Annotated in this window: 27 protein-coding genes and 1 pseudogene; 10 read left to right on the forward strand and 18 right to left on the reverse strand. The window is 64.3% G+C overall.

Annotation, left to right across the window (positions count from 1 at the left end):
* Positions 1 to 75: 75 nt before the first annotated feature.
* From CXY79_RS14370 to CXY79_RS14395, 6 genes are all read right to left on the reverse strand, one after another.
* Entirely contained in the window at positions 76 to 1,044 is a 969-nt protein-coding gene (locus tag CXY79_RS14370) for a M56 family metallopeptidase (RefSeq protein ID WP_104102932.1), read from the reverse strand.
* Entirely contained in the window at positions 1,041 to 1,421 is a 381-nt protein-coding gene (locus tag CXY79_RS14375; protein ID WP_104102935.1) for a BlaI/MecI/CopY family transcriptional regulator, read from the reverse strand. Before CXY79_RS14375 ends, CXY79_RS14370 begins: the two co-directional genes overlap by 4 nt.
* Positions 1,422 to 1,522: 101 nt before the next feature.
* Positions 1,523 to 2,161: a DUF3105 domain-containing protein gene (locus CXY79_RS14380; RefSeq protein ID WP_104102938.1), complete on the reverse strand. Its 639-nt coding sequence runs from the start codon at positions 2,159 to 2,161 to the stop codon at positions 1,523 to 1,525.
* Positions 2,162 to 2,175: 14 nt separating this feature from the next.
* A complete protein-coding gene (locus tag CXY79_RS14385) occupies positions 2,176 to 2,499 on the reverse strand; it encodes a thioredoxin family protein (protein ID WP_134400726.1) in 324 nt (107 codons plus the stop codon).
* Positions 2,499 to 3,173 carry a redoxin domain-containing protein gene (locus tag CXY79_RS14390; protein ID WP_104102941.1) on the reverse strand — a complete coding sequence of 225 codons (675 nt, stop codon included), beginning with the start codon at positions 3,171 to 3,173 and terminating at the stop codon, positions 2,499 to 2,501. The genes CXY79_RS14385 and CXY79_RS14390 overlap by 1 nt, the downstream gene beginning before the upstream one ends.
* A gap of 245 nt (positions 3,174 to 3,418) precedes the next feature.
* A complete protein-coding gene (locus CXY79_RS14395) occupies positions 3,419 to 3,778 on the reverse strand; it encodes a hypothetical protein (RefSeq protein WP_146068152.1) in 360 nt (119 codons plus the stop codon).
* Between the two features lie 83 nt (positions 3,779 to 3,861).
* Here CXY79_RS14395 and CXY79_RS14400 point away from each other — a divergent pair, with 83 nt between their 5' ends.
* Entirely contained in the window at positions 3,862 to 4,059 is a 198-nt protein-coding gene (locus CXY79_RS14400; protein WP_134371662.1) for a hypothetical protein, read from the forward strand.
* A 56-nt stretch (positions 4,060 to 4,115) separates the two neighbouring features.
* On the opposite strand, the gene CXY79_RS16085 is transcribed toward CXY79_RS14400, so the two are convergent.
* The 5 genes from CXY79_RS16085 to CXY79_RS14420 form a co-directional block, all read right to left on the reverse strand.
* The gene (locus CXY79_RS16085; RefSeq protein WP_158250306.1) at positions 4,116 to 4,277 is read right to left on the reverse strand and encodes a hypothetical protein; all 162 of its coding nucleotides are present in this window, start codon (positions 4,275 to 4,277) and stop codon (positions 4,116 to 4,118) included.
* Positions 4,278 to 4,479: 202 nt separating this feature from the next.
* On the reverse strand, positions 4,480 to 5,085 hold the full coding sequence (locus CXY79_RS14405) for a DUF305 domain-containing protein (protein ID WP_198411399.1): 606 nt from the start codon (positions 5,083 to 5,085) through the stop codon (positions 4,480 to 4,482).
* Between the two features lie 95 nt (positions 5,086 to 5,180).
* Positions 5,181 to 5,642: a hypothetical protein gene (locus CXY79_RS14410; RefSeq protein ID WP_104102956.1), complete on the reverse strand. Its 462-nt coding sequence runs from the start codon at positions 5,640 to 5,642 to the stop codon at positions 5,181 to 5,183.
* Between the two features lie 99 nt (positions 5,643 to 5,741).
* Positions 5,742 to 8,033 (reverse strand): cation-translocating P-type ATPase, encoded by a 2,292-nt coding sequence (locus CXY79_RS14415; RefSeq protein WP_104102959.1) that lies wholly within the window; start codon positions 8,031 to 8,033, stop codon positions 5,742 to 5,744.
* Complete coding sequence (locus tag CXY79_RS14420; RefSeq protein WP_104102962.1) at positions 8,030 to 8,251, reverse strand: heavy-metal-associated domain-containing protein; 222 nt, start codon at positions 8,249 to 8,251, stop codon at positions 8,030 to 8,032. Before CXY79_RS14420 ends, CXY79_RS14415 begins: the two co-directional genes overlap by 4 nt.
* A gap of 343 nt (positions 8,252 to 8,594) precedes the next feature.
* Between CXY79_RS14420 and CXY79_RS14425 the strand changes: the two genes are divergently transcribed.
* On the forward strand, positions 8,595 to 8,921 hold the full coding sequence (locus CXY79_RS14425) for a metal-sensitive transcriptional regulator (protein ID WP_304466204.1): 327 nt from the start codon (positions 8,595 to 8,597) through the stop codon (positions 8,919 to 8,921).
* A 40-nt stretch (positions 8,922 to 8,961) separates the two neighbouring features.
* On the opposite strand, the gene CXY79_RS14430 is transcribed toward CXY79_RS14425, so the two are convergent.
* Positions 8,962 to 10,077 carry a beta-propeller fold lactonase family protein gene (locus tag CXY79_RS14430; protein WP_233191522.1) on the reverse strand — a complete coding sequence of 372 codons (1,116 nt, stop codon included), beginning with the start codon at positions 10,075 to 10,077 and terminating at the stop codon, positions 8,962 to 8,964.
* Between the two features lie 472 nt (positions 10,078 to 10,549).
* On the opposite strand from CXY79_RS14430, the gene CXY79_RS16635 reads away from it, so the two are divergent.
* The 3 genes from CXY79_RS16635 (at position 10,550) to CXY79_RS16645 (ending at position 11,402) form a co-directional block, all read left to right on the forward strand.
* The gene (locus tag CXY79_RS16635; RefSeq protein WP_233191523.1) at positions 10,550 to 10,861 is read left to right on the forward strand and encodes an FAD-dependent oxidoreductase; all 312 of its coding nucleotides are present in this window, start codon (positions 10,550 to 10,552) and stop codon (positions 10,859 to 10,861) included.
* A 6-nt stretch (positions 10,862 to 10,867) separates the two neighbouring features.
* On the forward strand, positions 10,868 to 11,056 hold the full coding sequence (locus CXY79_RS16640; protein WP_233191524.1) for a hypothetical protein: 189 nt from the start codon (positions 10,868 to 10,870) through the stop codon (positions 11,054 to 11,056).
* A 64-nt stretch (positions 11,057 to 11,120) separates the two neighbouring features.
* Positions 11,121 to 11,402: a hypothetical protein gene (locus tag CXY79_RS16645; RefSeq protein WP_233191525.1), complete on the forward strand. Its 282-nt coding sequence runs from the start codon at positions 11,121 to 11,123 to the stop codon at positions 11,400 to 11,402.
* Positions 11,403 to 11,406: 4 nt separating this feature from the next.
* Here the strand turns inward: CXY79_RS16645 and CXY79_RS14445 are convergent, their stop codons facing one another.
* The 5 genes and pseudogenes from CXY79_RS14445 to CXY79_RS14465 form a co-directional block, all read right to left on the reverse strand.
* A complete protein-coding gene (locus CXY79_RS14445) occupies positions 11,407 to 12,546 on the reverse strand; it encodes an MFS transporter (RefSeq protein ID WP_233191526.1) in 1,140 nt (379 codons plus the stop codon).
* A gap of 87 nt (positions 12,547 to 12,633) precedes the next feature.
* Positions 12,634 to 13,019 (reverse strand): annotated as a pseudogene (locus CXY79_RS14450) (ArsR/SmtB family transcription factor).
* Between the two features lie 215 nt (positions 13,020 to 13,234).
* On the reverse strand, positions 13,235 to 13,417 hold the full coding sequence (locus CXY79_RS14455) for a hypothetical protein (protein WP_104102965.1): 183 nt from the start codon (positions 13,415 to 13,417) through the stop codon (positions 13,235 to 13,237).
* Positions 13,414 to 15,366, reverse strand: coding sequence for a cation-translocating P-type ATPase (locus CXY79_RS14460; protein WP_104102968.1), 1,953 nt, complete (start codon positions 15,364 to 15,366; stop codon positions 13,414 to 13,416). The genes CXY79_RS14455 and CXY79_RS14460 overlap by 4 nt, the downstream gene beginning before the upstream one ends.
* Positions 15,363 to 15,749, reverse strand: coding sequence for a helix-turn-helix transcriptional regulator (locus CXY79_RS14465; protein WP_104102971.1), 387 nt, complete (start codon positions 15,747 to 15,749; stop codon positions 15,363 to 15,365). Before CXY79_RS14465 ends, CXY79_RS14460 begins: the two co-directional genes overlap by 4 nt.
* Before the next feature lie 122 nt (positions 15,750 to 15,871).
* Here CXY79_RS14465 and CXY79_RS14470 point away from each other — a divergent pair, with 122 nt between their 5' ends.
* The 3 genes from CXY79_RS14470 (at position 15,872) to CXY79_RS14480 (ending at position 19,048) form a co-directional block, all read left to right on the forward strand.
* A complete protein-coding gene (locus tag CXY79_RS14470) occupies positions 15,872 to 16,684 on the forward strand; it encodes an arsenic resistance protein (RefSeq protein WP_233191549.1) in 813 nt (270 codons plus the stop codon).
* A gap of 409 nt (positions 16,685 to 17,093) precedes the next feature.
* On the forward strand, positions 17,094 to 18,575 hold the full coding sequence (locus CXY79_RS14475; protein ID WP_104102977.1) for an NAD(P)/FAD-dependent oxidoreductase: 1,482 nt from the start codon (positions 17,094 to 17,096) through the stop codon (positions 18,573 to 18,575).
* Between the two features lie 8 nt (positions 18,576 to 18,583).
* Positions 18,584 to 19,048 (forward strand): SRPBCC family protein, encoded by a 465-nt coding sequence (locus tag CXY79_RS14480; RefSeq protein WP_174720165.1) that lies wholly within the window; start codon positions 18,584 to 18,586, stop codon positions 19,046 to 19,048.
* An 862-nt stretch (positions 19,049 to 19,910) separates the two neighbouring features.
* Here CXY79_RS14480 and CXY79_RS14485 read toward each other — a convergent pair.
* Entirely contained in the window at positions 19,911 to 20,111 is a 201-nt protein-coding gene (locus tag CXY79_RS14485) for a hypothetical protein (RefSeq protein WP_104102980.1), read from the reverse strand.
* A 453-nt stretch (positions 20,112 to 20,564) separates the two neighbouring features.
* Between CXY79_RS14485 and CXY79_RS14490 the strand changes: the two genes are divergently transcribed.
* Entirely contained in the window at positions 20,565 to 20,888 is a 324-nt protein-coding gene (locus CXY79_RS14490; protein ID WP_104102983.1) for a zf-TFIIB domain-containing protein, read from the forward strand.
* 132 nt (positions 20,889 to 21,020) lie between these two features.
* Positions 21,021 to 22,202: a DUF2092 domain-containing protein gene (locus CXY79_RS14495; protein WP_104102986.1), complete on the forward strand. Its 1,182-nt coding sequence runs from the start codon at positions 21,021 to 21,023 to the stop codon at positions 22,200 to 22,202.
* Positions 22,203 to 22,208 lie beyond the last annotated feature (6 nt).

A 22,208-nucleotide genomic window follows, 5' to 3' on the forward strand; every position in this document is an offset into this window, starting at 1 on the left:
CTCAACACCTGTTCGATGGCCGTCAGTGCGGTTGCAGTGTGAGATCCGGGCTTCCGGGGGAATGCGCAGCGTCGATCACATCGTCAAGGACTGCTCGTCCTCCGGGCACGGGTCCATTGTTCCCGCTGCGGATGCGGGGGCGATGGCGAGGAACAAGGGCAAGGCGATCAACAATCCCATAGCCAAAGCAGCGACGGTTGTCTTCCCGGCGCCGAGGGGCCGAGTCGGTGAAATAAGTCTCCTGACTCGGCTGGGAGCTGATTCTCCGCCAGCACCGAGGGCCGCCGCGGGGGTCAGCCCGTGTTCAGCCAGGCGCACCAAGGCGGTGGCGACTGTGGTCCGGTCACTATGACGGGCCGCACTGTCATCGGCGAGCATCTCGACGAGCCGGCCCAGTTCTCTGCGTGCGGTTCGAAATGCTGGGACACGGGGGAATGCATGCTGTAGCGCGTCGGCCGCCGCGAGGATGAGGTCGTGACGTCCCCGCAGGTGGGCCCGTTCGTGGGCCAGAACGGCGAGGAGCTGATTGTGATCCAACGCCGACAGGGCGGCACTGGTCAAGACGACCTGACGGACCCTGCCTGGTAGGCAGTACGCGGCGGCGGCCGGATGGTCGACGACGAGAGCGTCGTATCGGAGGTGGGGTCGCGCAATGAGGGCCAGGGCGTCCAGTTGTACTTTCCTGTTACGGGCTGCGATTGCCCGGTCCGCGGCCAGGCAATAGGCGACCCGGACGAGGATGGCACTTGCGGCGGCAGCGCCGGTGGCGCTGACCACGGCACCGCCTGGCGTGGAGTATTGCGCGAGGAGGGCCATCGCGCAGGTACGGATCCAGTCGGCGAGGTTGATGGTCCAGGGAATCGCGGGGATGGCCAGGCTCGAACCGGCAAGCAGCACCGCCAAAACAATTGAGACGCTCAGCGTTTGCCACGCAGTGATCCCGATCCGGGGAGACCGCTCGAGCCACGACATCCGGCGCAATAGGGTCGGCCCCAGGACGGCCAGAATCACGGCGAGGACCGCCAAAACGGCTGGAGCAATCATGGCGCGGTGCCTGTGCGACCCTGAAGGTGCTCGTCAAGGGCAAGACGGAGGCTGGCGACTTCCTCTGGCGGAATGTGGTCGAGGAAGTGCAAAAATGTCACCGAAGTGTCAGCTCCTCCGGCAAGGACTTCCCCCATGAACGCGGCAGTGTGCTGCTCACGAGTCTGCGCAGGTCGGTAAAGATACGCACGGCCGTCCTTCTCCCGAGTCAGAAAGCCTTTGCGGCGCAGGTTGTCCATAACTGTCATTACCGTTGTGTAGGCGAGTGTGCGCTCGCGTTGGAGATCCTCCAGCACCTCGCGAACGGCGACCGGGCGCCCCCAGGACCAGATGCGATCCATGACGTGCTGTTCCAGCGTGCCGAGTGGGCGCACCATGGGTTGTTCCCTTCTACGCTCTAATGGAAACGAAAACCCCTAATCAACTACCTTCCATAGTAACGTACGGTCCCTGCTGCGCCCGCGGGATCCCGTGCCGATCAGCCCTGGACGCCACCAGAGCAGGGTGCGCCGGGTTCGGGTGTCTGTGGGCCCTGTAGGTAGGTCTGCAGGAACAACTGCAGGCGGGGGTCATCCACGTTGTCCAGTTGCAGTTGTTTTCCCCAGGCGCTGGCGACAATCGGGGCGGGGAGGTCAGGATACGGGCTCAAGAGTTCGTATGGGTTCGACTCGGCATCAGCCGTCAGAGTGTCGATCTGCTCTTGCGGCAGATCGGATCGGTAGGTGACCCACACCGCGCCATGCTCGAGCGAGTGCACGGCCCGCCAGGTGTCTACCGGCTTCGTGTACACGCCGCAGTTTGTCAGCTCGGCCGAATGATCTCCGCCGACGGGGGGAAGCGTCGGAAACGCAACCTCGTTGACCACGTGGTCGCGGCTCAATCCATCAGAACTCTCCACGCCACTGATTGGCTTGTCTGCTGCCGATCTCGCCGCGTCCTGGTCTTTCTGGTTGACGATGAAGATGGAGACAACGGTCGCCACGAGGGTGATTGCGACGACGGTGCCCAAGCCGTAGATCCAGAAGCTCCGACGCCGCTCGCCCCGCTTCAGCTGTGCTCGTGCGGCCGCAACGATCGCCTGCCGATGTGCTCTGTCCTCTGTGTTCGGGTGTTCCATTTGGACGGTCCTCTCTATTGCTGATGTGCATTGTGGTGTACGGCAACGTTCTGTGAGCTGCCGTTCGAGCCCGGCTGCCCCTGGGCGGCTACGTCGGGGCGGGACAGCTGGAGCCGCAGCTTCTTCTCCGATAGCCTCCCGTAGCTGAACATGACGTCGTCGATCAGGATGCCGGGGGCAAAGATGATGCCGTTCCGAGCGGCCAGAGCCCGGCCTTCATCGGTGTCCAGGCCGATCGCCTCGACCTGAAAGGAGTAGTCCGCGGAGAGTCGGGACACTACCAGCTTGGCTTGATCGCAGGCGTGGCACGAGGCTTGCGTCAGTACGGTGATTCGCATCAGGCGTCGGTCCGGAGAGCCTGCATCTGGGTGAGGATCTCGTCTACCGGCACGTACATGGTGTAGTTAGGCGGGCCGCCGTAGTCGGCGCGCCACTCAATTTCCCCCGTCGGCCCAACCAGGATGAAGCTGTGTCCGTTGCGGGATTCACCCATCATTCCGTCCTTGTTGGTCTGGTTAGTCAGGGAGACATCCAGACGGGTGTCGGCCAAAGCGACCGCCGTCAGTTTGTCGTCGGCCATTTTCTGGGCGATCAGGATCACCGGCCCGCTGGTGATGGTGAGGAGCTGATCGACGCCGACAGACTGCAGCTCGGTCTGGGCGGCGTCCAGACCGCGGATTTGGTCGCAGCACGGCTGACACCCGATCCCCTCATGGAAAAAGAGCAGAACGGACTCGCCACGGTAGTCGCTGAGATTGACCGTCCCCCCGGCCGTGGAAGCGAGAGAAAAGTCGGGGGCTTCCGCGCCCGGGCCGGGAGCACCCACGGCGTAATTGATGGAGGCGGTGTTTTCCACAGCCGTGGGGGTCCCGTTCCAAGTGCTTTCCATGACTACCAGGATGGCTGCCGCAACCGCCAAGATGCCCACGACCATCGTTGCCCGGCGCAACCCGGTGCTCCTGGCGCGTGACTGCGGGCGTATGCCCGGACGGCCTTTCTTCCGTGATGCCATTACTGTGACTCCTCTGTCTGGGCGCGCGTATGCGCCTGGTCGGGTCGGTTGCCGGAGGCGGTCGGCGTGGCTGCGTGCTTTCGGCTGCGGAGCGCCGTCCAGACCAAAGCGCCGAGAGCGGCGAAGACGGCGAGCGTCGAGATTCACCCTGGAATGAAGGCCAGGAACTGCTGGATGACGGCGGCCCAGTGCCCCAGTGCTGCGGCAAGTTCAACCTGCCACCCGTCCGGTGCCATGCCGGGTCCCTACACCGCGAGGACGACGGTGAGCACGCCAATGGCGATCATCAACCCGCTTGAGAGCACTGTTCCCACGGGCAACCGCCACCGGGCCCCGGGCCCGATCGGAATGGTCGTGGCCGCGAGTAGGCGACTGGCTCCCCAGTCTTTTCTGTCCCACGCCAACGCCAAGGCGCACAGGGGCGCGACCATCCCGAATACGTAGGCGACGCCCACTGCGGCGGCGGCCGGGAAAGACGAAGCGGCACCGGAGAGCGCCGCCACATCGGCGAGGACTGGGGCGCAGCACGCGCTGGCGGCACCGGAGAACACTCCGAGTCCGTACACCGAGCCGATGCTCGTTCCGCCGCCGCGCCCGGAGGGCATCGGTAGCATCATTTTCCAGCCCCCAGGGTGGCAACGCCCACTGCCACCATCGCGAGACCAGGCGGCCGTCGATCATGTGCTCGATGATGGCGCACACGCCGAGTCCGCTGGCGTCGGTTGCCGAGACGTCCTTCACGATGCCGTCCGCGACTGCCTGGCTGGGAGTGTTCACGCCGGGATTCATGTCCAGGCCCTTGTTGAAGCTCGAGCAGCGGTCGCAGGACGGCACGCGCGGACCGCAGTCCGTCGTGATGAAGACCCCGACTGTGAACGGCCGCTGAACTGGCGAAGTCACGTCCTTGACATAGCTGCCCGACCTTTGGTTATAGGCGCCTGGCTACGGCTTCTGCACTCGTCCCACGGTGAAAACGTCGCGCAGGACGCTGACGGTGTCTGCTTCGTTGATGGGCACGACCTGGGGCGCGTCAGCGGCCAGTTGGCTCTGTGGATTCGCCGCGGCCGGGCCGGGTTTTGCGAGCGAGAGCGGGGAGCGAGACACTGACGGCGAAAAGCGCGACGAAGGCCATCGCCACGACGCCGAACAATCGCCGCCGCACTGGTGGCGGAGCCGGTCGGTCGGACTGTTGTCGGCGCGATTTGTGTGCCAGCCTGCGGAACTGCCGATGACGCTGGTGTTTTTCTGCCGCCCGCAGACGGCGACGGGTCTCGATAGGCTTTACCGCCGGGAAAGGTGAGGGGTCCTACGGGGTGGAGAGGATGTCCTTCATGACATCGATCTCATCGGTCTGGCTCGTGACGATGTTCGACGCCATGGCCTTGGCGTCCTCGTTTCGACCTTCATCCAGTTCCAGCTCCGCCATCATGATCGCGCCCTGATGGTGGACGATCATCTGTTCCAGGTATAGCTCTCCGGCCTGCGGGCCCGACGCATTTTCGAGGGCCATCATGTCGTCGTCGGACATCATTCCGTCGGAACCGTCACCCATCCCCGACATCCCATCCATGCCGCCGGTGCTGGTCTCATCGGTGCCCCACTCGGCGAGCCAGTCTCTGAGTTGCTCTATTTCCGGTTCTTGGGCGGCTTTGATCTGCGTGGCGAGGTCGGTGATGCGCACGTCGACCTCGTCCTTGGCGAGGATGTCCTCGCTCATCTCGACGGCTTGCTCGTGGTGGGGGATCATCATCTGTGCGAAAGTCACATCAGCCGACCCGAAAGAAGCGGACGCAGTGGAGGTGCTGGACGACCCGGACGAACTGTCGGGGGTTGTCCCGTTGGTGCAGGCGCTGAGCGTGAGCACGGCGGCAAGGGCCGCCCCCGTCAGAAGGTACTTACGTGATTTGAGCATTGTTTTTCCATTCATTAGTCAGACTTGAGAAACCGAGGCGCCGGCGGGCGCGAGGAGGCCACGCGTCCATGAGGGCGCGTCGGCGGCGGTTCGGTCTAAATGCGACTGATGGAAAGAATGGTCAGGTTCGGCCTGTGAATATCCAGGACGAGGCGGTGAGAGAGCCGAGCGATGTGCCCGCCCGCGTCGAACAGCCTGCGGTACGTTGACGGTAACCGAGCCAGCAGGATCAGCGAAGCGAGCACCAGCAGGATGGTGCAGGTCATCGCGAGGATCGCACAGTCCAACATGCAATCGGAACAATCCACGACTCCGAGACCGGTGTGTGCGATGACGGAAACCGCCGAGACAGCGCCCGCCGTGACAACGGGGGAGACACCGACCTGCGCGGTGGGGTCAGATGCAACCGCGGTCCCACCCGTCTCGTGACTGGCATGCGTGGAGTTCATGGCCAGCACACCGAACAGGAGTCCGGCCATGGCGACCAACGCCACCAAACCAGACAGGAGGACAGGCCTCGTGCGGGGAACCACGTGTGCTGTGCTATCCAGCTTCATGTCGCCTCCGGTCCCGTTCCTGTCGCAGTTGGTTCCCGCGCAGACCCCTCCACAGTATCGACTTTCACACTGCTCGACCTGTGAATGCGATCTCGCAGGTCACTTGATGGTGGCAGGATGTGCGGTGAGCGTTCCGGTAGGTATCGGGGCACCCGCCACGTTGAGTCCGCGAAAGCCGCGCAGCCGGAGGCTGTTGCTCACCACGAAAACAGATGACAGTGCCATGGCCGCGCCGGCGATCAACGGGTTGAGCAAGCCCAGCATAGCCAGCGGGATCGCCGCCACATTGTAGGCGAAGGCCCAGAACAAGTTGGCCTTGATGGTCGACAGGGTGCGCCGGGAGAGTCGGATCGCATCAGCTGCTGCGATGAGGTCGCTTCTGACCAGGGTCAGATCGCTGGCCTCGATGGCGACATCCGTTCCCGTTCCCATCGCAATGCCCAGGTCCGCGGTGGCCAGTGCCACAGCGTCGTTCACGCCGTCGCCGACCATGGCAACCACGCGACCCTCGCTCTGCAGCTCCCGGATGATCTGCGCTTTCTCGGCCGGCAGCACACCGGCACGAACGTCGCTGATACCGACCTCAGCCGCAACGAAGGCCGCGACGGCCTCGTTGTCGCCGGTGAGGAGCACCGGCTGCAGACCCAGGCGACGGAACTCCGCGATCGCGGCAGCGCTGGTGTCTTTGACGACGTCAGAGACGGCGAGGATACCCCTGGCCTGGCCGTCCCAGGCGACGGCGACCGCGGTTCGACCCTGTGCCTCGAAGGCGGCCAGCACCGTCTCGAGCTCTGACGGAAGCGGGATAGTCCACTGTTCCGTCAGCCAGCGCGGACGTCCCACGAGAACGACCCGACCGCCGACCAGGGCTTGAACGCCGAGACCGTCCGTCGACGCGAAGGACTCGGGTGACGGTAGTTCGCCGGCGCGTTCCCGGGCACCAGACACAATCGCCTGGGCGATGGGATGTTCGGAACCCGTTTCCGCGGCTCCGGCGAGGTGAAGCAGGAGCTGCTCGTCTCCACCAGCGACGGGAACGGCGGCCACGAGCGTCATCCGGCCGGTCGTGACCGTGCCGGTCTTGTCGAGCACGATGGTGTCTACCCGGTGGGTTGATTCGAGAATCTGGGGTCCCTTGATCAGGATGCCCAACTGCGCACCACGCCCGGTGCCCACGAGCAGAGCGGTCGGGGTCGCCAAGCCGAGCGCGCACGGGCACGCGATGATGAGCGTTGCCACGGCCGCGGTGAATGCGACGACGCTCCCTGCTCCGAGCAGCAGCCAGACCACAAGGGTGGCCAGCGACAACCCGATCACGATCGGGACGAAGATCGCTGAGACCCGGTCGGCGAGGCGCTGTACCTCGGCCTTACCGGTCTGCGCCTGTTCGACCAAGCGGCCTAGCTGGGCGAGCTGCGTGTCCGCGCCAACGCGGGTGGCCCGCACGACCAGGCGACCACCCGAGTTCAAGGTGGCGCCGACCACGGCTGCGCCGGGCCCGACCTCGACCGGAACGGACTCGCCGGTGAGCATGCTGACGTCGATCGCCGAGTTACCTTCTACAACGGTTCCATCCGTGGCGATCTTCTCGCCGGGACGGACGACGAACTGGTCGCCGACGACCAGCGACGCGGTGGGGACGGTGGTCTCGACACCATCCCGCAGAAGGGTCGTCTCTTTCGCCCCGAGTTCGAGCAGCGCCTTCAGTGCGGCACCAGACTGTTTCTTCGCACGGGCCTCGAAGTAACGGCCGGCCAGGATGAACACCGTGACGGCGGATGCGACCTCCAGGTAGATTTCATCGGCACCGCTTCCCGGGGTGGCGGTAAAGCTGAAGGCCATGGTCATGCCCGGGACTCCAGCCATTCCCAGGAAGAGGGCGTACAGCGACCAGCCGAGTGCGGCGAGCACTCCGATACTGATCAGGGTGTCCATAGTCGCAGCACCGTGGCGCAAATTCACCCAGGCAGCGCGATGGAACGGCCATGCTCCCCAGACGGCGACCGGGGCGGCAAGGGTGAGAGCCAGCCATTGCCAATTGGTGAATTGCAGCGGGGGGATCATCGAGAGCAGGAGCACGGGGGTGGCGAGCACGGCGGACAGGATCAGCCGCTGGCGCAGGCTGGCCACTTCGCGGTCTTGGTCCGTGGGCACATCGAGTGTCGGAGCCTCAGGCGGTTTCGGACGTGCGGCCGTGTATCCGGTCTCCTCAATCACCGCGATGGCATCCTCAACCGTCGTGCCGTCAGGGATGAGGACACTGGCCTTCTCGGTGGCGTAGTTCACCGATGCCTCGACCCCGGGCATCCGGTTGAGTTTTTTTTCAATTCGCGCCGCGCAGGAGGCGCAGGTCATGCCGCCGACGAGAAGGTCGACCTGCTCTCCACTCATCGTGTCGCCGTGACCAGTTCGTAGCCTGCCTCATCGATGGCGGCGGCCACAGCGGCGGGATCGAGGGATCTGGAGCTGGAGACGGTGACCACGGAGACGCCGCCCGGAACAAGGTCAACGTCCACGGCTTCGGCTCCGGCGACCTTGCCCACTTCGGCCGTCACGCTCTTCACACAGTGAGAGCAGGTCATTCCCGATACCTGGAAAGTGGTGGTCATGCCGGTAGGTTCCGCGGTGCGCTCGGATTTGTGATCGTGCGACCCGCACGTGCACGAAGAGTCAGTAAGACCAAGGTCGTTCTTATTCGACGTCGACATAGTATTCGCGATTCCTTTCGTTCCCCAGCGATCGAAGCAACCGTCGGGACGTACTTCCAGGGGATACATCCACGGTATACCCCAGGGGGGTACCCGGTCAACATGAGATCGGTGCGCACAGTTGGTCACCCCGCCGCGTGTGAGGTATACCACCCGGGGGTATACTCGGAAAATTCAAAGTGCCACCACTCGCCGGCAGGCCACCAGGATCGCGCGGGGCAGACCAGATCGGATACACACACCAATGAGTGATTTCAGCGACGAGAGCGCGATGACAACCCACGCTGGCCCGCACGGCTATATATCGAGCAAAGACGCGTATGTGAAGCGCCTCCGACGAATCGAAGGACAGGCCAGGGGATTGCAGGGAATGGTTGCAGATGAGCTGTACTGCATCGACATTCTGACGCAGATATCAGCTATGACCAGCGCTCTGCAGTCCGTGGCCTTGGGCTTACTCGAGGACCACATGAGCCACTGTGTTGCTGCCGCTGTCGCTGCCGGCGGTGAAGAAGGCGACGCCAAGATCAAGGAAGCTTCAATCGCAATCGCACGATTGGTCCGCTCCTGACCTCCCCCATGCGCACTGCGCCGCCAGCGCCTGCAAGTACCTAGTGCTTCATCGTCGACGAGTCGCCAGAAACCACCGGAAGCTCCAACTTTGTTTCCGGGGACGGTTCGACGGTTTGCGTTGAGAAGCTGATTCCATTTGGTGTGGATCCGACCGGGATACGTGCCACAACGGTGAGCGACTTCAGATCGAGGACGGCGACCGTGTCTGCGGCCATGTTGGTGACGTACGCGTGTCGGCTGGAGGGGTCAATGACGACGCCGTGGGCGCCGTCGCCCGTCTTCACGCTCTTCACAACCTTGAATGTATCGACACTCAGGATGGAATCTGTTGTGCCTGGTTCGTCGTCGGTGCCCTGGTTGGCTACCAATAGGTACTTGTTGTCCGGGCTCACGAACGTCTGGATCGGTCCGGAGCCGACCGCGGTCTTTCCGATCAGCTTGCGGGTGGCCACGTCTACCTTGGCAACGGCATTTTCCCCACTGAGCGAGGCGTACACGAAGCGTCCGTCCGGCGAGAATGCCACTTGGGCGGGCGCCGCGCCGACCTCAATCTCTGCGACCTGTGAGTTAGTTGCGGTATCGACGACGCCCAGAATCGTTCCGCCGATGTTGGCGACGTAAATCCATTTTCCATCGGGGCTTGGCCGGAGCCCGTGTGGGCCTGTCCCGACGGGGATGGTGGCCACCGACTGCATCGTCGAGGCATTGACTGCCGTCACGGTGTCGTCAGCGTTATTGGTTGTGTAACTCGTCGTGAGATCCGGAGTGACGACAACGTGAGCAGGCATGGCGCCGGTGGCGACCATTCCCGTCACAGCCAACGTAAATGCGTCGAGCTTGATCGCCATAGACGTGGATCCACTGACGGCCCACACGGACTCCCCATCGGCTGTCGCCTGCACATTGTGTGGGCTCTTAAGACCGGTCAGGGTGGTTGCGACCTTGTTCGAGGCCGCGTCGATCGCACTCAGGCTGGCGCCATCTTCGTTGGCGACCCAGACCGTTCCGGTCACGAGTCCCTCATGCATGGCTACCCGGGCCTCCGGGTCATCGGTTGTGGTCATCAGAATTGCCGTCGCGGCCGCCACGATGACCAGGGGGATCGCGCCTATGGCCACTGCACGTCTTCTGTTCATTGCATTCCCGTCACTCATGCCGTTGTCTCTTCGGACGGACCCTCAGCGAGACCATGATTTGTCGAATTGTATTATTTACGATAATACTGCTTTCTATACAGGCATAAGAAAAACGTGCCTGCGCATCGGCTGCTGATGCGGTCGCGGCGACCGGCGGTCAGAGCACATGCTCTCCGATGCCGCTGGTCCCGCAGCCCATTGCACGGTTCAATGTGTTCGACGCGAGGTCTTCAGGTAGCTGCAGATCTCGTCAGGATCGCATCCTGTCCGGCGGAGGAAGCAAGCCTCGATCCTCGACATAGCGCAGCGTTTTCGCCGTCATCCCGGCCACATCAGCCGTTCCTCCTATGCGCACCCTGTGCTCCTGCCATGACCGGACTCGTGGTCCGGCTTGACCTTCCAGCCGTGAGGAAGGTCGAGACTTGAGGTCCGTGCACACCGCACTGCGCGGCGGCAGCGCGATTGCCGATTGAAAGCACTTGGAGGATTCATGTGTAAAAACACGCCGACCGACTTTGACTTGGCGATCATCGGTTCCGGTGGTGCAGCATTCGCGGCCGCGATCCTGGCGACCAGGCTTGACAAGCAAGTGGTAGTGGTCGAGCGTGCAACTATCGGAGGCACCTGCGTCAATACGGGATGTATGCCGTCTAAGGCCTTGTTGGCGGCCGTCGAAGCTCGCCATGTTGCCTTGAATGCGAGGCGAATCCCCGGCATCGCAGCCTCTGCGGAGCCGGTGGATATGAAGAAGCTAATCGAGGGCAAGCGCACTCTGGTCAACACGATGCGGGCCAGCAATTAGGGGGACTTGATCGCCGAATACGATTGGGCCTTCCGTCACGGCGACGCAACGTTCACGGGAACTACGGAGGAGCCGCTACTGGAGATCACCTCGGACGACGGCAGCGTGGAAACCATGCGTTCGGACCAGTACCTTGTGGCCACCGGCTCCGCCCCGTGGGCACCACCCATTGCGGGGTTGTCCGAGGTGGGCTAGCTGACCTCGGCGAACGCATGGAGCTAGACGAAGTGCCCGAGTCATCGCTGGTCCGGGGGGCTACGTGGCCCTCGAACAAGCACAACTGTTCTCCCCGCTCGGCTGCGAGATGACCGTCCGGGTGCGCTCCCGGCTGGTGTCGCAGGAAGAATCCGAGGGCACCCGCGACGTGATCGCCGAGGTGACAAGCGCCACCGGCAAGGAGACAATCCGGACCAGCAAGCTCCTCGTGGCCACCGTACGTAGACCCGCCACCGCGGACCTGCACCTCGACAAGGTCGGCGTCACAGTCGGGACACGAGGGCAGATCGAAGTCTCAGGCATGTTGACTCACACGAAGCCGTAGTCCTTCACCTATTGGCCTTCTGAAGCTGTGTTGACGCCGATGTCCACGACCGGACCGCCGCGAGCCCGGCGAGTACGGCGAGTACGGCGATAGCGGCCAGGACGAGGGCAGTCGGGGCAAGTCCGAGCGTTGCCCCGAGGATCCCGGCCAGCGGGTAGGTGATGATGAAGCAGGCGTGGGAGAGCGAAAACTGGACGGCGAAGACCGCTCGCCGGTTGGTGTCGTCGGAGTAGCGGCGGAGGAGCCGGACCGACGGCGTGAGGATCAGTGCGGTCGCGGCGCCGAGAACGAACCAGACCGTGAGCACGCCGGGCCAGGCCGGCGCGGAGTCCTGAGCCGGGACCAGCAGCGCTACGGCGACGGGCCCGCTCGGGAGGATGGCGCATCCGGTCAGCATCACGCGTCGATCCGGATAGCGATCCAGCACCCGCGGCAGGTTGAGGGCGACGAGCATGGAGCCGAGTCCGTAGCAAGCGAGGGTGATCGCGAAATCGACCTGGGTTCGTTCGAGGCTGTTCTGCACGAGTATGACGGTGTTGACGATCACCATCGCGGTAGACGCGGCGACGACGAGGTTCATCGCGAGCAGTGCACAAAGCGGCGGGGTGCGCCAGAACACGCGCACGCCTCGAGTGAGCCGGTCGACGAACGGTGCGGCTGCGGTGGATCTCATCGTCGGGAGGGTGGTGGAGAGCACGAGTGTGGCCGAGCCGACGAAGCCGAGCGCTGTTCCCACGAACAGGGAATGGTAGCTGATCACGGTCAGGAGCGCGGCCGCCAGGATGGGACTGAGCAGGGATTCCAGGTCGTAGGCCAGACGGGACAGCGACAACGCCCGCGTGTATTCGCTTTCCTTAGGAAGAACATCCGGGATCAGCGCCTGGAACGCGGGCGTGAAGGTCGCGGAAGCGGCCTGCAGCACAAAAATGAGAATGTAGATCTGCCAGGCCTCGGTGACGAACGGGAGCGAGATCGCGACCCCGGCCCGGAGAACATCTGAGGACACCAGCAGCACCTTGCGGGGGACGTGGCTGGTGAGCGCGGACACGACCGGGGCGACGCCCACATAGGCGAGCATCTTGATCGTCAAGGCGCTGCCCAGGACGATGCCGGCATCCCCGCCGGCCAGATCGAAGGCGAGCACCCCAGTGCGACGGTGAGCAGGCCGGTGCCAATCAGCGCCACAACCTGGGCGCTGAACAGTTTTCGGTAGGCGGTGTTCCGCAACACGTCACGCATGCGCGTCCACCTCAAGGTCTGTGCTGGCGGTGTCGTGCGGGTGCCGGTGGTGGGCCGGAACGCCATCGAGGGCGTGTTCGGCCTGAAAGATGGCGTCGGGGACAAGCTGGCGGGCGTGCTCGTTTGCGAGGCGATAGAACACCCGGGTTCCTTCGCGCCGGGTAGTCACGATGCGGGCGAGGCGCAGCTTCGCCAAATGCTGCGATACGGCGGCCTGGGACTTGTTGACGATTTTCGCCAGTTGGTTCACCGACAGTTCGAGTCCCGCAACGCGAGTATGACCCGGATGCGCGTGGCGTCGGCGAGCATCGCGAAGACCTCCACGGCCAACTCGACATACTCACTTTCTGGGCCGAGTGTGCAACCATCCTCATGCATTCATGCGCAGTGTGTTACACACGGGCGAGCACGTTGCGGTGGCTGATACGGCCAGGCTACGAGTGTCCACCTGTCGAGCCGGTCGATGAAGTTTCTGGCGTCTCCGCTGAATCGTTGGGCCGTGCCTGCGTGGAGGGTCCTGACATGCCCAGCGCCGAAGGGATGGTGTACACGGTCAGCGCTGCATTGACCAGACCGGTGATCGCGGTAATGGTCTACGGGACCAGACGCGCGTTGATCGCCGCGTCGGTCGCGGCCCGCACGGCCACCCAGCCGATATGCGCGGACCTGAATCCTCGTGCCGTCCCGGCGGACGCGCGGGGGTTGTAGAGAAGCCGGATGCTGATCAAACCCAGGTCGGGGGCCACCCCGCGCGAGAGCGTGGCTTCGGCGTTCACGCTGCCGCTTCCAGTGCTGGGACGGACTGCGCGGCTCCCAGCGCGGTTGTGCGGCTCAGCCGGCCCGCCCGGACGCCGTTGGCGATCACGACGATTTCGGCCAGTTCGTGGATCAGGACCACGGCGGCCAGGCCGAGCGTGCCGAATAGTGCCAGGGGAATGAGCACGGCGATCAGCAGCAGGGACAGGCCCACGTTCTGGAGCATGATGCTCCGGGTTCTCCGCGCGTGGTCGAGCACCTGAGGTAGGTGGTTCAGATCTTCGCCCATCAGGGCGATGTCGGCTGTTTCGATGGCGACGTCGGAGCCCATGGCGCCCATGGCGATGCCGGTGTCGGCGGTTGCGAGGGCCGGCGCGTCGTTGACGCCGTCGCCGACCATGGCTGTGGGCTGGCGGGCTTTGAGGGTGCGGATGATTTCCGCTTTGTCCTCGGGGCGGAGGTCGGCGTGGACTTTGGTGATGCCCGCAGCCTTCCCCAAGGCGGTGGCGGTGACCAGGTTGTCGCCGGTGAGCATGACCGTGGTGTATCCGGATGCGCTCAGCCGGTCTATGACCTGCCGGGTTTCGGGACGCAGCTCGTCACGGACTGCGATGGCGCCGATGACCTGCCCATTGTCCTCGATGAGGACAGCGGTGGCGCCGGCCTGTTGCATCCGCTGGACGTCGGCGGCCAGGGGGCCGGCATCGATCCACCCCGGCCGACCGAGACGTACACGTCGCCCGTCCACCCGGCCCTCCAGGCCGGCGCCGGGGACGGTATCCACGTCGGTGACAAACGCCCGGTCCGGAGCCGCGGCGAGAATAGCGTGGGCGAGGGGGTGTTCGCTGCGGGATTCCAGACCGGCCGCGAGGAAGAGGACATCGTCTTTGGAAGCGGATCCGGTGGTGGCGACATCGGTCACGGCGGGTTTGTTGCGGGTGAGGGTTCCGGTCTTGTCCAATGCGATAGTGCGGATCCGGCCGAGGGTTTCCAGGGCACCCCCGCCCTTGATGAGAACGCCCATGCGGCTGGCGGCGCCGACGGAGGCGACCACGGTGACCGGGACAGAGATGGCCAAGGCGCAGGGCGAGGCGGCGACCAGAACGACGAGCGCACGTTCGAACCACAGCAGTGGTTCGCCGACGATGAAGCCGAAGATGATGATCAGGACTGCAACGATCAGGATGCCCGGAACCAGCTTGCTGGCGATCGAGTCGGCCAGCCGCTGACCGGGCCCCTTGCGGGACTGCTCGGCCTCCACGATCTGAACGACCCTGGCCACCGAGTTGTTCTCAGCGGTGCTGGTGACCTCAACTTCGAGCGGGCCTGTGCCGTTGATGGACCCGGCATAGACCTCGGTTCCCGGTCCCGCCTCGACGGGGACGGACTCTCCGGTGAGCGCAGAGGTGTCCAAGGACGTGCGGCCGATGATGATCCTGCCGTCGGTGGCTAGACGTTCCCCGGGCCGGACGACCATGCGGTCGCCGGGGGCGAGTGCTGACAGGGCGACGGTGACCTCGGCGCCGTCGCGCAGGACGATCGCCTCAACCGGGACCAGGTCCAGCAGTGCGCGCAGACCGCGGCGGGTTTTCGCCAGGGAGTATTCCTCAAGCCCTTCCGAGATCGCGTAGAGGAATGCCAGCATGGCTGCTTCCTCGAACTGCCCGAGCGCGACCGCGCCGGCGGCGGCGATCGTCATCAGTGTACTGACCCCGATTTTGCCTTTGAGAAGTCGTCGGAGGGTGGACGGAACAAATGTCCAGGCGGCAATCAGAAGCACCATGATTTCCAGCGGTAGCAGCAGCCCCTGGGGGCCGCCGGTCAGCGAGACGATCCACGCGGCAAGGAGAAGTGCACCGGAGGCTGCCGCCGCCCGGATCTCGCTCACCTGCCAGAAACTGGCGGTCTCCTCCTCTTCGGATGCCTTGGTCCCGTTTTTCTCGTCGCTGCAACCGCAGGCAGCACTCATGGTGTGCGCTTCTTTGTCAGGGGGACGCCGGTACTGCCGGTGCCGTAGATCGGGCACAGGCTGACCGCGTTGCCGGTTGCGGCGAGTAGAACCTCGGCCTGGGCGAGCATGTCAATCAGCTCCGGACGAGACAGCGAGTAGTACACGCTGCGGCCCTGCATACGGCCTTCCACCAGGCCGCACTCACGCAGGCACGCGACGTGCGCCGAAACCGTGGACTGGGCGAGGCCCAGCTCGTCGGTAAGGTCACTGACCCGTACCTCGCCGCCGGCCATTCGCTTCACAATGCTCAACCGGGCTGGGTCACTGAGGGAGTGGAACAGCGCCGCCGCAGGATCGCGTTGCTCGCACCCATCGGACAGAACCGAAGATTTGATCGCCATTAAACGATGATAGCGCTCAAGGTGGATCCTTCTTCGCTCACCGCCGGGAGTCGGACATCGGCCCATCCGACGCGAGGGTAAGGGCGTTGTGCGTATACACGATGGCGGGACCCGTGCGGTGGATGGAGCGCCGGCGGATTGTGGACATCCGTTTTCTGGGCACCGCGATTGCCGTCGACTTCATCGTCGTTCCGGTGGTCGCGTTCGGCCCGTCACGATTCGTTGCCTGCGACCGGGCACTGCTCCTCGGTGCCCCGCTCGTGCTGCTGACTCCGTGTGTCAACTATATGATTGTGTTCACCGGTCTGGCCGGCGGGGCACGTGAACGACTCCTGGCGGCCACACCTCTGCTGATGCTTCTACAGATTGTTCTACTTCCCATCTACCTGCTGCTGTTCGCCGGCCCGAACACCGTCTCGATGATCGAGATCGAGCCGTTCCTCGAGGCGTTCCTCGTCCTGATCGTGATTCCCCTGCTGGCAGCGGTCACGGTTCAATGGGTTGGCCGTCGGCACCGGTTCGGCCGGGCAATCGAAGCCGTCCTGCAGGTTATTACGGTGCCGCTGATGATGGCCACCCTGGCGGTGGTGATCGGATCCCAGATCGCGGCGGTGGACATGCGGATCGCCTCGCTTCTGCTGGTGGTGCCGCTGTACATCGCGTTCCCGGTCATCATGGTCGTCGTCGGGTTGTCAGCGAGTCGACTCGCACGCCTGGACGTGCCGGCGACCCGCGCGCTCGTCTTCAGCGGGTCCACCCGCAATTCCCTGGTGGTGCTCCCTCTGGCGCTTGCGCTAGCGGAGTCCCTGTCCGTGGCCGCACTGGCCGTGGTGACCCAGACCCTCGTGGAGCTGGTCGTCATGGTGATCCTCGTGCGTCTCGTACCTCGGCTCACCGGCCAGCGTCGAGCCGCCGACAAAATCGCACATCGATGACGGATGTGGCGGCGCATCCAGTGCCGCCTTCGGTCTATGAGAGGCTTTTCACTCTGTGTACAACACGCGCGAGGATGTGACCAGAAACGCACCGAAGACCCCTTGGCGTGACCAGAGTTGGCCCGTATTCGTCCGTGCCAGCGCGTGCACTTGCCACATCAAAACCGCGGAAATCCGCGGCATTTTGCCCCTGTAGCGGGTGGGCCGCACGGCCGAGACTACTGTCAGTTGTTTGGGTTCGAGTCCAGGCACCTCAGCACTACCGTGAGTTTTTATGAAAACCTGAGATTTGCGTATTTCCAGTCACACTGTTCGCACCGGGGACACTCAATCGCTGTCGTCGGCATGGTGTCTGTGAACGACGTCAGGGCACTAGGGAAGACTCGTCCCATGACGAGTGGAGAGTGACATGGTGACTGCGCGCCGAGGAGTGCCGGAAGTTGATGCGATCGTGGTCGGCTCCGGGCCCAACGGCCTCGCCGCCGCGGTCACCCTCGCCCGGGCCGGATTCTCTGTGCGCGTCTACGAGAAGTCCGCCGGCGTCGGTGGCGGCGCCGCGACCGCAGAACTGACCTTGCCGGGCTTCCACCACGATGTCTGCTCCGCCGTGCACCCACTCGCGCTGGCTTCGGAGTTCTTTCAACGATTCGGGCTCGCGGATCGGATCGAACTGGCAATTCCCGAGGTTTCCTACGGCCACCCGCTGCCGGGCGGCACCGCCGGCCTCGCCTACCGCAGCTTGACGCGCACCGTCGCCGAACTGGGCAGGGACGGCGCGGCCTGGAATCGGTTGTTTGCGCCCCTCGTGGCGCATGCCGAGCAGGTCGCTCAGTTCACCGGTGCGCAGCTCCTGCGACTGCCGAAGCATCCGGTCACCGCGCTGCGCTTCGGCTTACGCTCCCTCGAACAGGGCAGCCCGCTCTGGGGCCTGCGCTTCTCGGGCGAAGCCGCGCCTGCCCTGCTCTCCGGCGTCAGCGCCCATACGATCAGGTCGATGCCGAGCATCGTCACAGCCGGTGCGGGCCTCACCCTCGCCACGTATGCGCACGCGGGCGGCTGGCCGATACCGGTCGGCGGCAGCGGCGCGATCGTGACCGCGCTGGTCGACGATCTGCTCGCTCATGGCGGTGAGATCGTCACGTCGACCGAGGTGCGGCGGCTGAGCGAACTGCCGCCGGCCCGCGTGGTGATGCTTGACCTGACGCCGCGTGCGCTCCTGCGTCTCGCCGAGGGCGAGCTTCCCGGTGCCTACGCGCGACGGTTGCGCGCCTTCCGGTACGGAAACGGCGTCGCCAAGGTCGACTTCGCGCTTTCGGGTCCGGTGCCCTGGCAGGCTGCCGGGGTGCGGGCGGCTGGCACCGTGCACGTGGGCGGCACTCGGGCTCAGATCCGGCGAGCCGAGAACACCGTTGCGCGTGGCGGACACGCCGAGGAGCCGTATGTTCTCGTGTCCCAGCCCAGCCGCACCGACCCCAGTCGCGCGCCGGCCGGTCAGCACACTCTTTGGGCGTACACCCATGTTCCGCGCGGCTCAACCATCGACCAGACCGAAGCGATCGTGCGCCAGATCGAGCGCTATGCCCCGGGTTTCCGTGACACGATCCTGGCCAGCGCCGGTCGCACCGCGACGGAGATGGAACAGCTCAATCCCAACTACGTCGGCGGTGACATCTCGGCCGGCGAGGTGAGTCTGACCCAACTCGTGCGCCGCCCGGTACTGTCCACTGACCCTTGGCGCACCCCCCTGAGCGGCGTGTACCTGTGCTCGTCATCCACACCGCCGGGCCCCGGCGTGCACGGCCTGGCCGGCTGGTACGCGGCCCTGAGCGCTCTTCGACACGACCTCGGGGTGCGCACAGCCCCCGATCTTTCCCCGACTAACCAGAAATAGGTGACACAGTGGCCGTGACCTACCGCACCATGAGCTGTCCGCCCGAGAACGTTTTCGCCGTCCTCGCTGACGTCTGGCTGTACCCGAGCTGGGTCGTCGCAGCCTCCCGCATGCGGGCTGTCGACGCGGCCTGGCCGACAGCCGGAAGCTCCATCCATCACTCGGTGGGCGTCTGGCCGGCTCTGATCGACGACTCCACCTCTGCTCTGGAGTGGGAATCACCTGGGCACGCGTTGTTCACGGCCCGTGGCTGGCCGATCGGGAAGTCCCACGTGGCCCTCAATGTGAAGGCACGAGGTGGCGGATGCGTCGTGCGCATCACCGAGGACGCCACCGCCGGCCCCGGCCGGTTCGTGCCCTCCTTCCTGCGCGACCCGGCCATTAGTATGCGAAACGTGGAGACTTTGCGCCGGCTCGCTTTCCGGGCCGAGGGCGGTGCCGAGAGGGGCCCGAGAGCGCTCACCGACGCGTGACCACCCCCGGTACCGCGGCCATGATTGAGATGACCCAGTCCCAGTCCCAGTCCCAGCACGCTGGAGCGGACAGGAACAGCCGGGTCACGGGTGCCTCGGCCAGCAGATTACCCAGTGAGGTGTCTGCGGCATGTCCCTCGGATGGGACGGGCCAACATATTATTGACGGCACTGCCGCGGCCGCGGTGAAGAGAGTCGAGCCGTTCCATGTGCACCTGGAAGGACCACAATGTCAAACGTCATCAACCATCTGCCGGCGCAGTCCCGTATGAGCGCAGGGAACCCGAAAAAGTGACCATCCCGAATCGTTTAGACGCCGATGAGTTCGACCGGCCTCGACATAAGAAGTCCGGCTCCGTGCCCGATCCCGCCGCGCAATCGGGGAAGTAGATCGTGTTCCTTCTCTTCGGCACGCGTGCGCATCGTGCCGTGATAAATGTTGTCTCGTTTGTGTGCGGATATTGTGGGATTCTGGCCCAGCAGCGGGTGGTGAAAAAGTCGTCGAAGTTTACGCTGTTCTTACTGCCATTGTTTCCCCTTGCCAGGTCGTACGCCAACGAGTGCACCAACTGCGGTGGCACCACACGACTCACCGCCACCCAGGTTCGGCACTCATTGGATTGGGCGACATCACGGGCCGCAGAAGACTAGGAAAGTTCGAAACAGCGAATAGTTGTCTGCCCTGAGCCCGTGCCGCTGCGCACTGGCAGATCACACGGACGCGGTCATCGTCGACGGACAGGCCTGGTTCGGAGAGCAACGCCCGAAGTCCTTCGGGAAATGGTTCGATTGAGTCGACCGCATTGCAATGGTGGTCCGTCTATTCGCTGCTTTTGGTTCGTCGCGGATGGCACGTCGACTGTCAGGCCGAGGGGGAGAAGGCGTCGAGGGAGTGACGTGCGATCGGGTTGCAGTCGAGGGCGTTGCTGAGATCTTCTGGTGCCGCGGGCGCGTCGATATCCCTCATCGTGTTCCACGCCCCGGTCGTAGTGGCGACGTCGACCAGCTGAAGGGTGTGGTGGTCGTCGATCTCTCGCCGTTGGCCATCGCTCCATCCGAACACGTCAAGGTGGTCGAAGACGACTTCGTCGTTGATGGATCGTCCGGGCGCGGCCTTGAGGATGGTGACCAGCCAGACGGGGCCCTGCCGGGCGTAATATCCGGTCTTCGCGTCGGCCAGTCCGACTGAACACGAGCGCGACGGCGGTAGAGAGGCTGTTCATCATCCGCGGAGCGCCGAGTTCGGTCTCGAACCAATTCGACGGAGATTCTCGTGTGAAACTGCATTTCGGCGGATTCTCGGCAAATTTTGGTAAAATCTTCGTCGAATTCGTTCAGGACGGAGTTGTCCATCCGTGAAACCGTTACCGCCGAAAGCGATTGGTGCGCACTCCCCTCACACCACCGCGAGCGCCCGTGAACATCCATTGGGACGATTTCTGTCATCCGACGACTCTCAGGATCAGTCCGGTCGGGCGTCTAGGATCGAAAGTCCACGACGTCCTGGAGGAATCTTATGAAGTGCCCAAATGACTCAACCACCCTCGTGATGAGCGAACGCAGTGGTGTGGAAATCGACTACTGCCCCGAATGCCGCGGCGTGTGGCTGGACCGCGGCGAACTCGACAAGATCCTCGACCGCGTGGAAAAGGAAGCCGCCCAGGCAGCGCCGGTCCCACCGGTCGCCGGGGCACCGGTTCAGCCGTATCCGGACACCCGCAACCGCGCGCAGTACGGCGAGCGCGACCGGAGTTATGACGACCGAGACCGTGGCTACGACAATCGTGACGGGTACCGTCCCAAGAAAAAGGAGAACTGGCTCGGCGAACTCTTCGGTTAGACGTTCGCGGGCTCACCCGCTCACGGCTCGGCGTCTCTATTTGTGAGCAACCTCCCAGCGGGATTCCGAGCCGACTGTCAGAGCCCCGGCGTAGCATCAGGATATGAATCGTTTCGGAACAGGTCGTTGATCATGTCACGCAATTCAACCAAGTGGCTTCCCGCCATCGTCGTTCCGGTTGTCATCGCCGCCGGTGTGATTGCTGTACCTCTGCAGGCCGGTGCAGCCGTCGATCTGCCCGACAAAACGCCCGAGCAAGTGCTACTCATGGTCAGTGACAGCACCATCAGTGCGTTCTCCGGCACCGTCGAGAAAACAGCCGAGCTGGGACTACCCGACATCGACCTGAGCGCCGGCATGTCCGAGTCCATGAGCGACTCGATGGCTGAATCCGCACCGGAAGGTAAGACCGAACCGGGGGCGGCGGCCACCGGAGCGCTCGCCTCCGTGATGGAACTCTTCAGCGGCTCGCACACGGCCCGCATTCATGTGGACGGCAGTGACTCCGACGGCCCCGCGAAAGCCCGCGTGCAGATCCAGGACCGCATGGCCGAACGCAACGTGGTGAGTAACGGCACGGATGTATGGACCTACGACTCCAAGACCAACACCGCCAGCCACCTGACCATCCCCGCCGACGCCCGGGCCATCGCCGAGGCGAAGTTCGCCGAAATAGTTGACTCTGCCCCGGCCGGCCTGTCGACGCCCTCGCAGGTTGCCGAGCGCTTTTTGAGCGAGATCGACCCGAGCACCACCGTCTCGGTCGGCACCGACGGCACCGTGGCCGGTCGCACGGCCTATGAGCTGGTGCTCACCCCCAAGACCACACGGACCCTGGTCGAATCGGTGTCGATCTCGGTCGACTCTGAGACGGGGGTGCCGCTGCAAGTCACCGTGCGCGCCGACGGCCAGGAAGACCCCGCTCTTCAGGTCGGCTTCACCGCCGTCGACTTCAGCACCCCGTCCGCCGATTTGTTCGACTTCAGCCCGCCAGCCGGCACCACCGTCGAAGAGGTCGCCCTTCCGGTCATGCCCGAGATGACCGAGATGCCCGCCGACCAGGCCAAGCCTGAGATTCCGGCTGAGAAGCTTCCCCTCGTGACGGGAAGCGGCTGGGACGCCATCGTCGAAGTGCCCGCGGCATCCGTTCCGTCCGAACTCAACGCCAACCCGCTCATGTCGGAACTGGCGACCGCGGTCGACGGTGGGCGACTATTCTCAACAGCCCTGGTCAACGTGTTTCTCGCCGATGACGGCCGTGTCTTCGCCGGATCCGTTCCGGTGGAGATGCTCCAGGCCGCCGCCGCCCAGTGATCACGA

Source organism: Cryobacterium sp. M96 (genome assembly GCF_002929845.1).
GTDB lineage: Bacteria > Actinomycetota > Actinomycetes > Actinomycetales > Microbacteriaceae > Cryobacterium > Cryobacterium sandaracinum.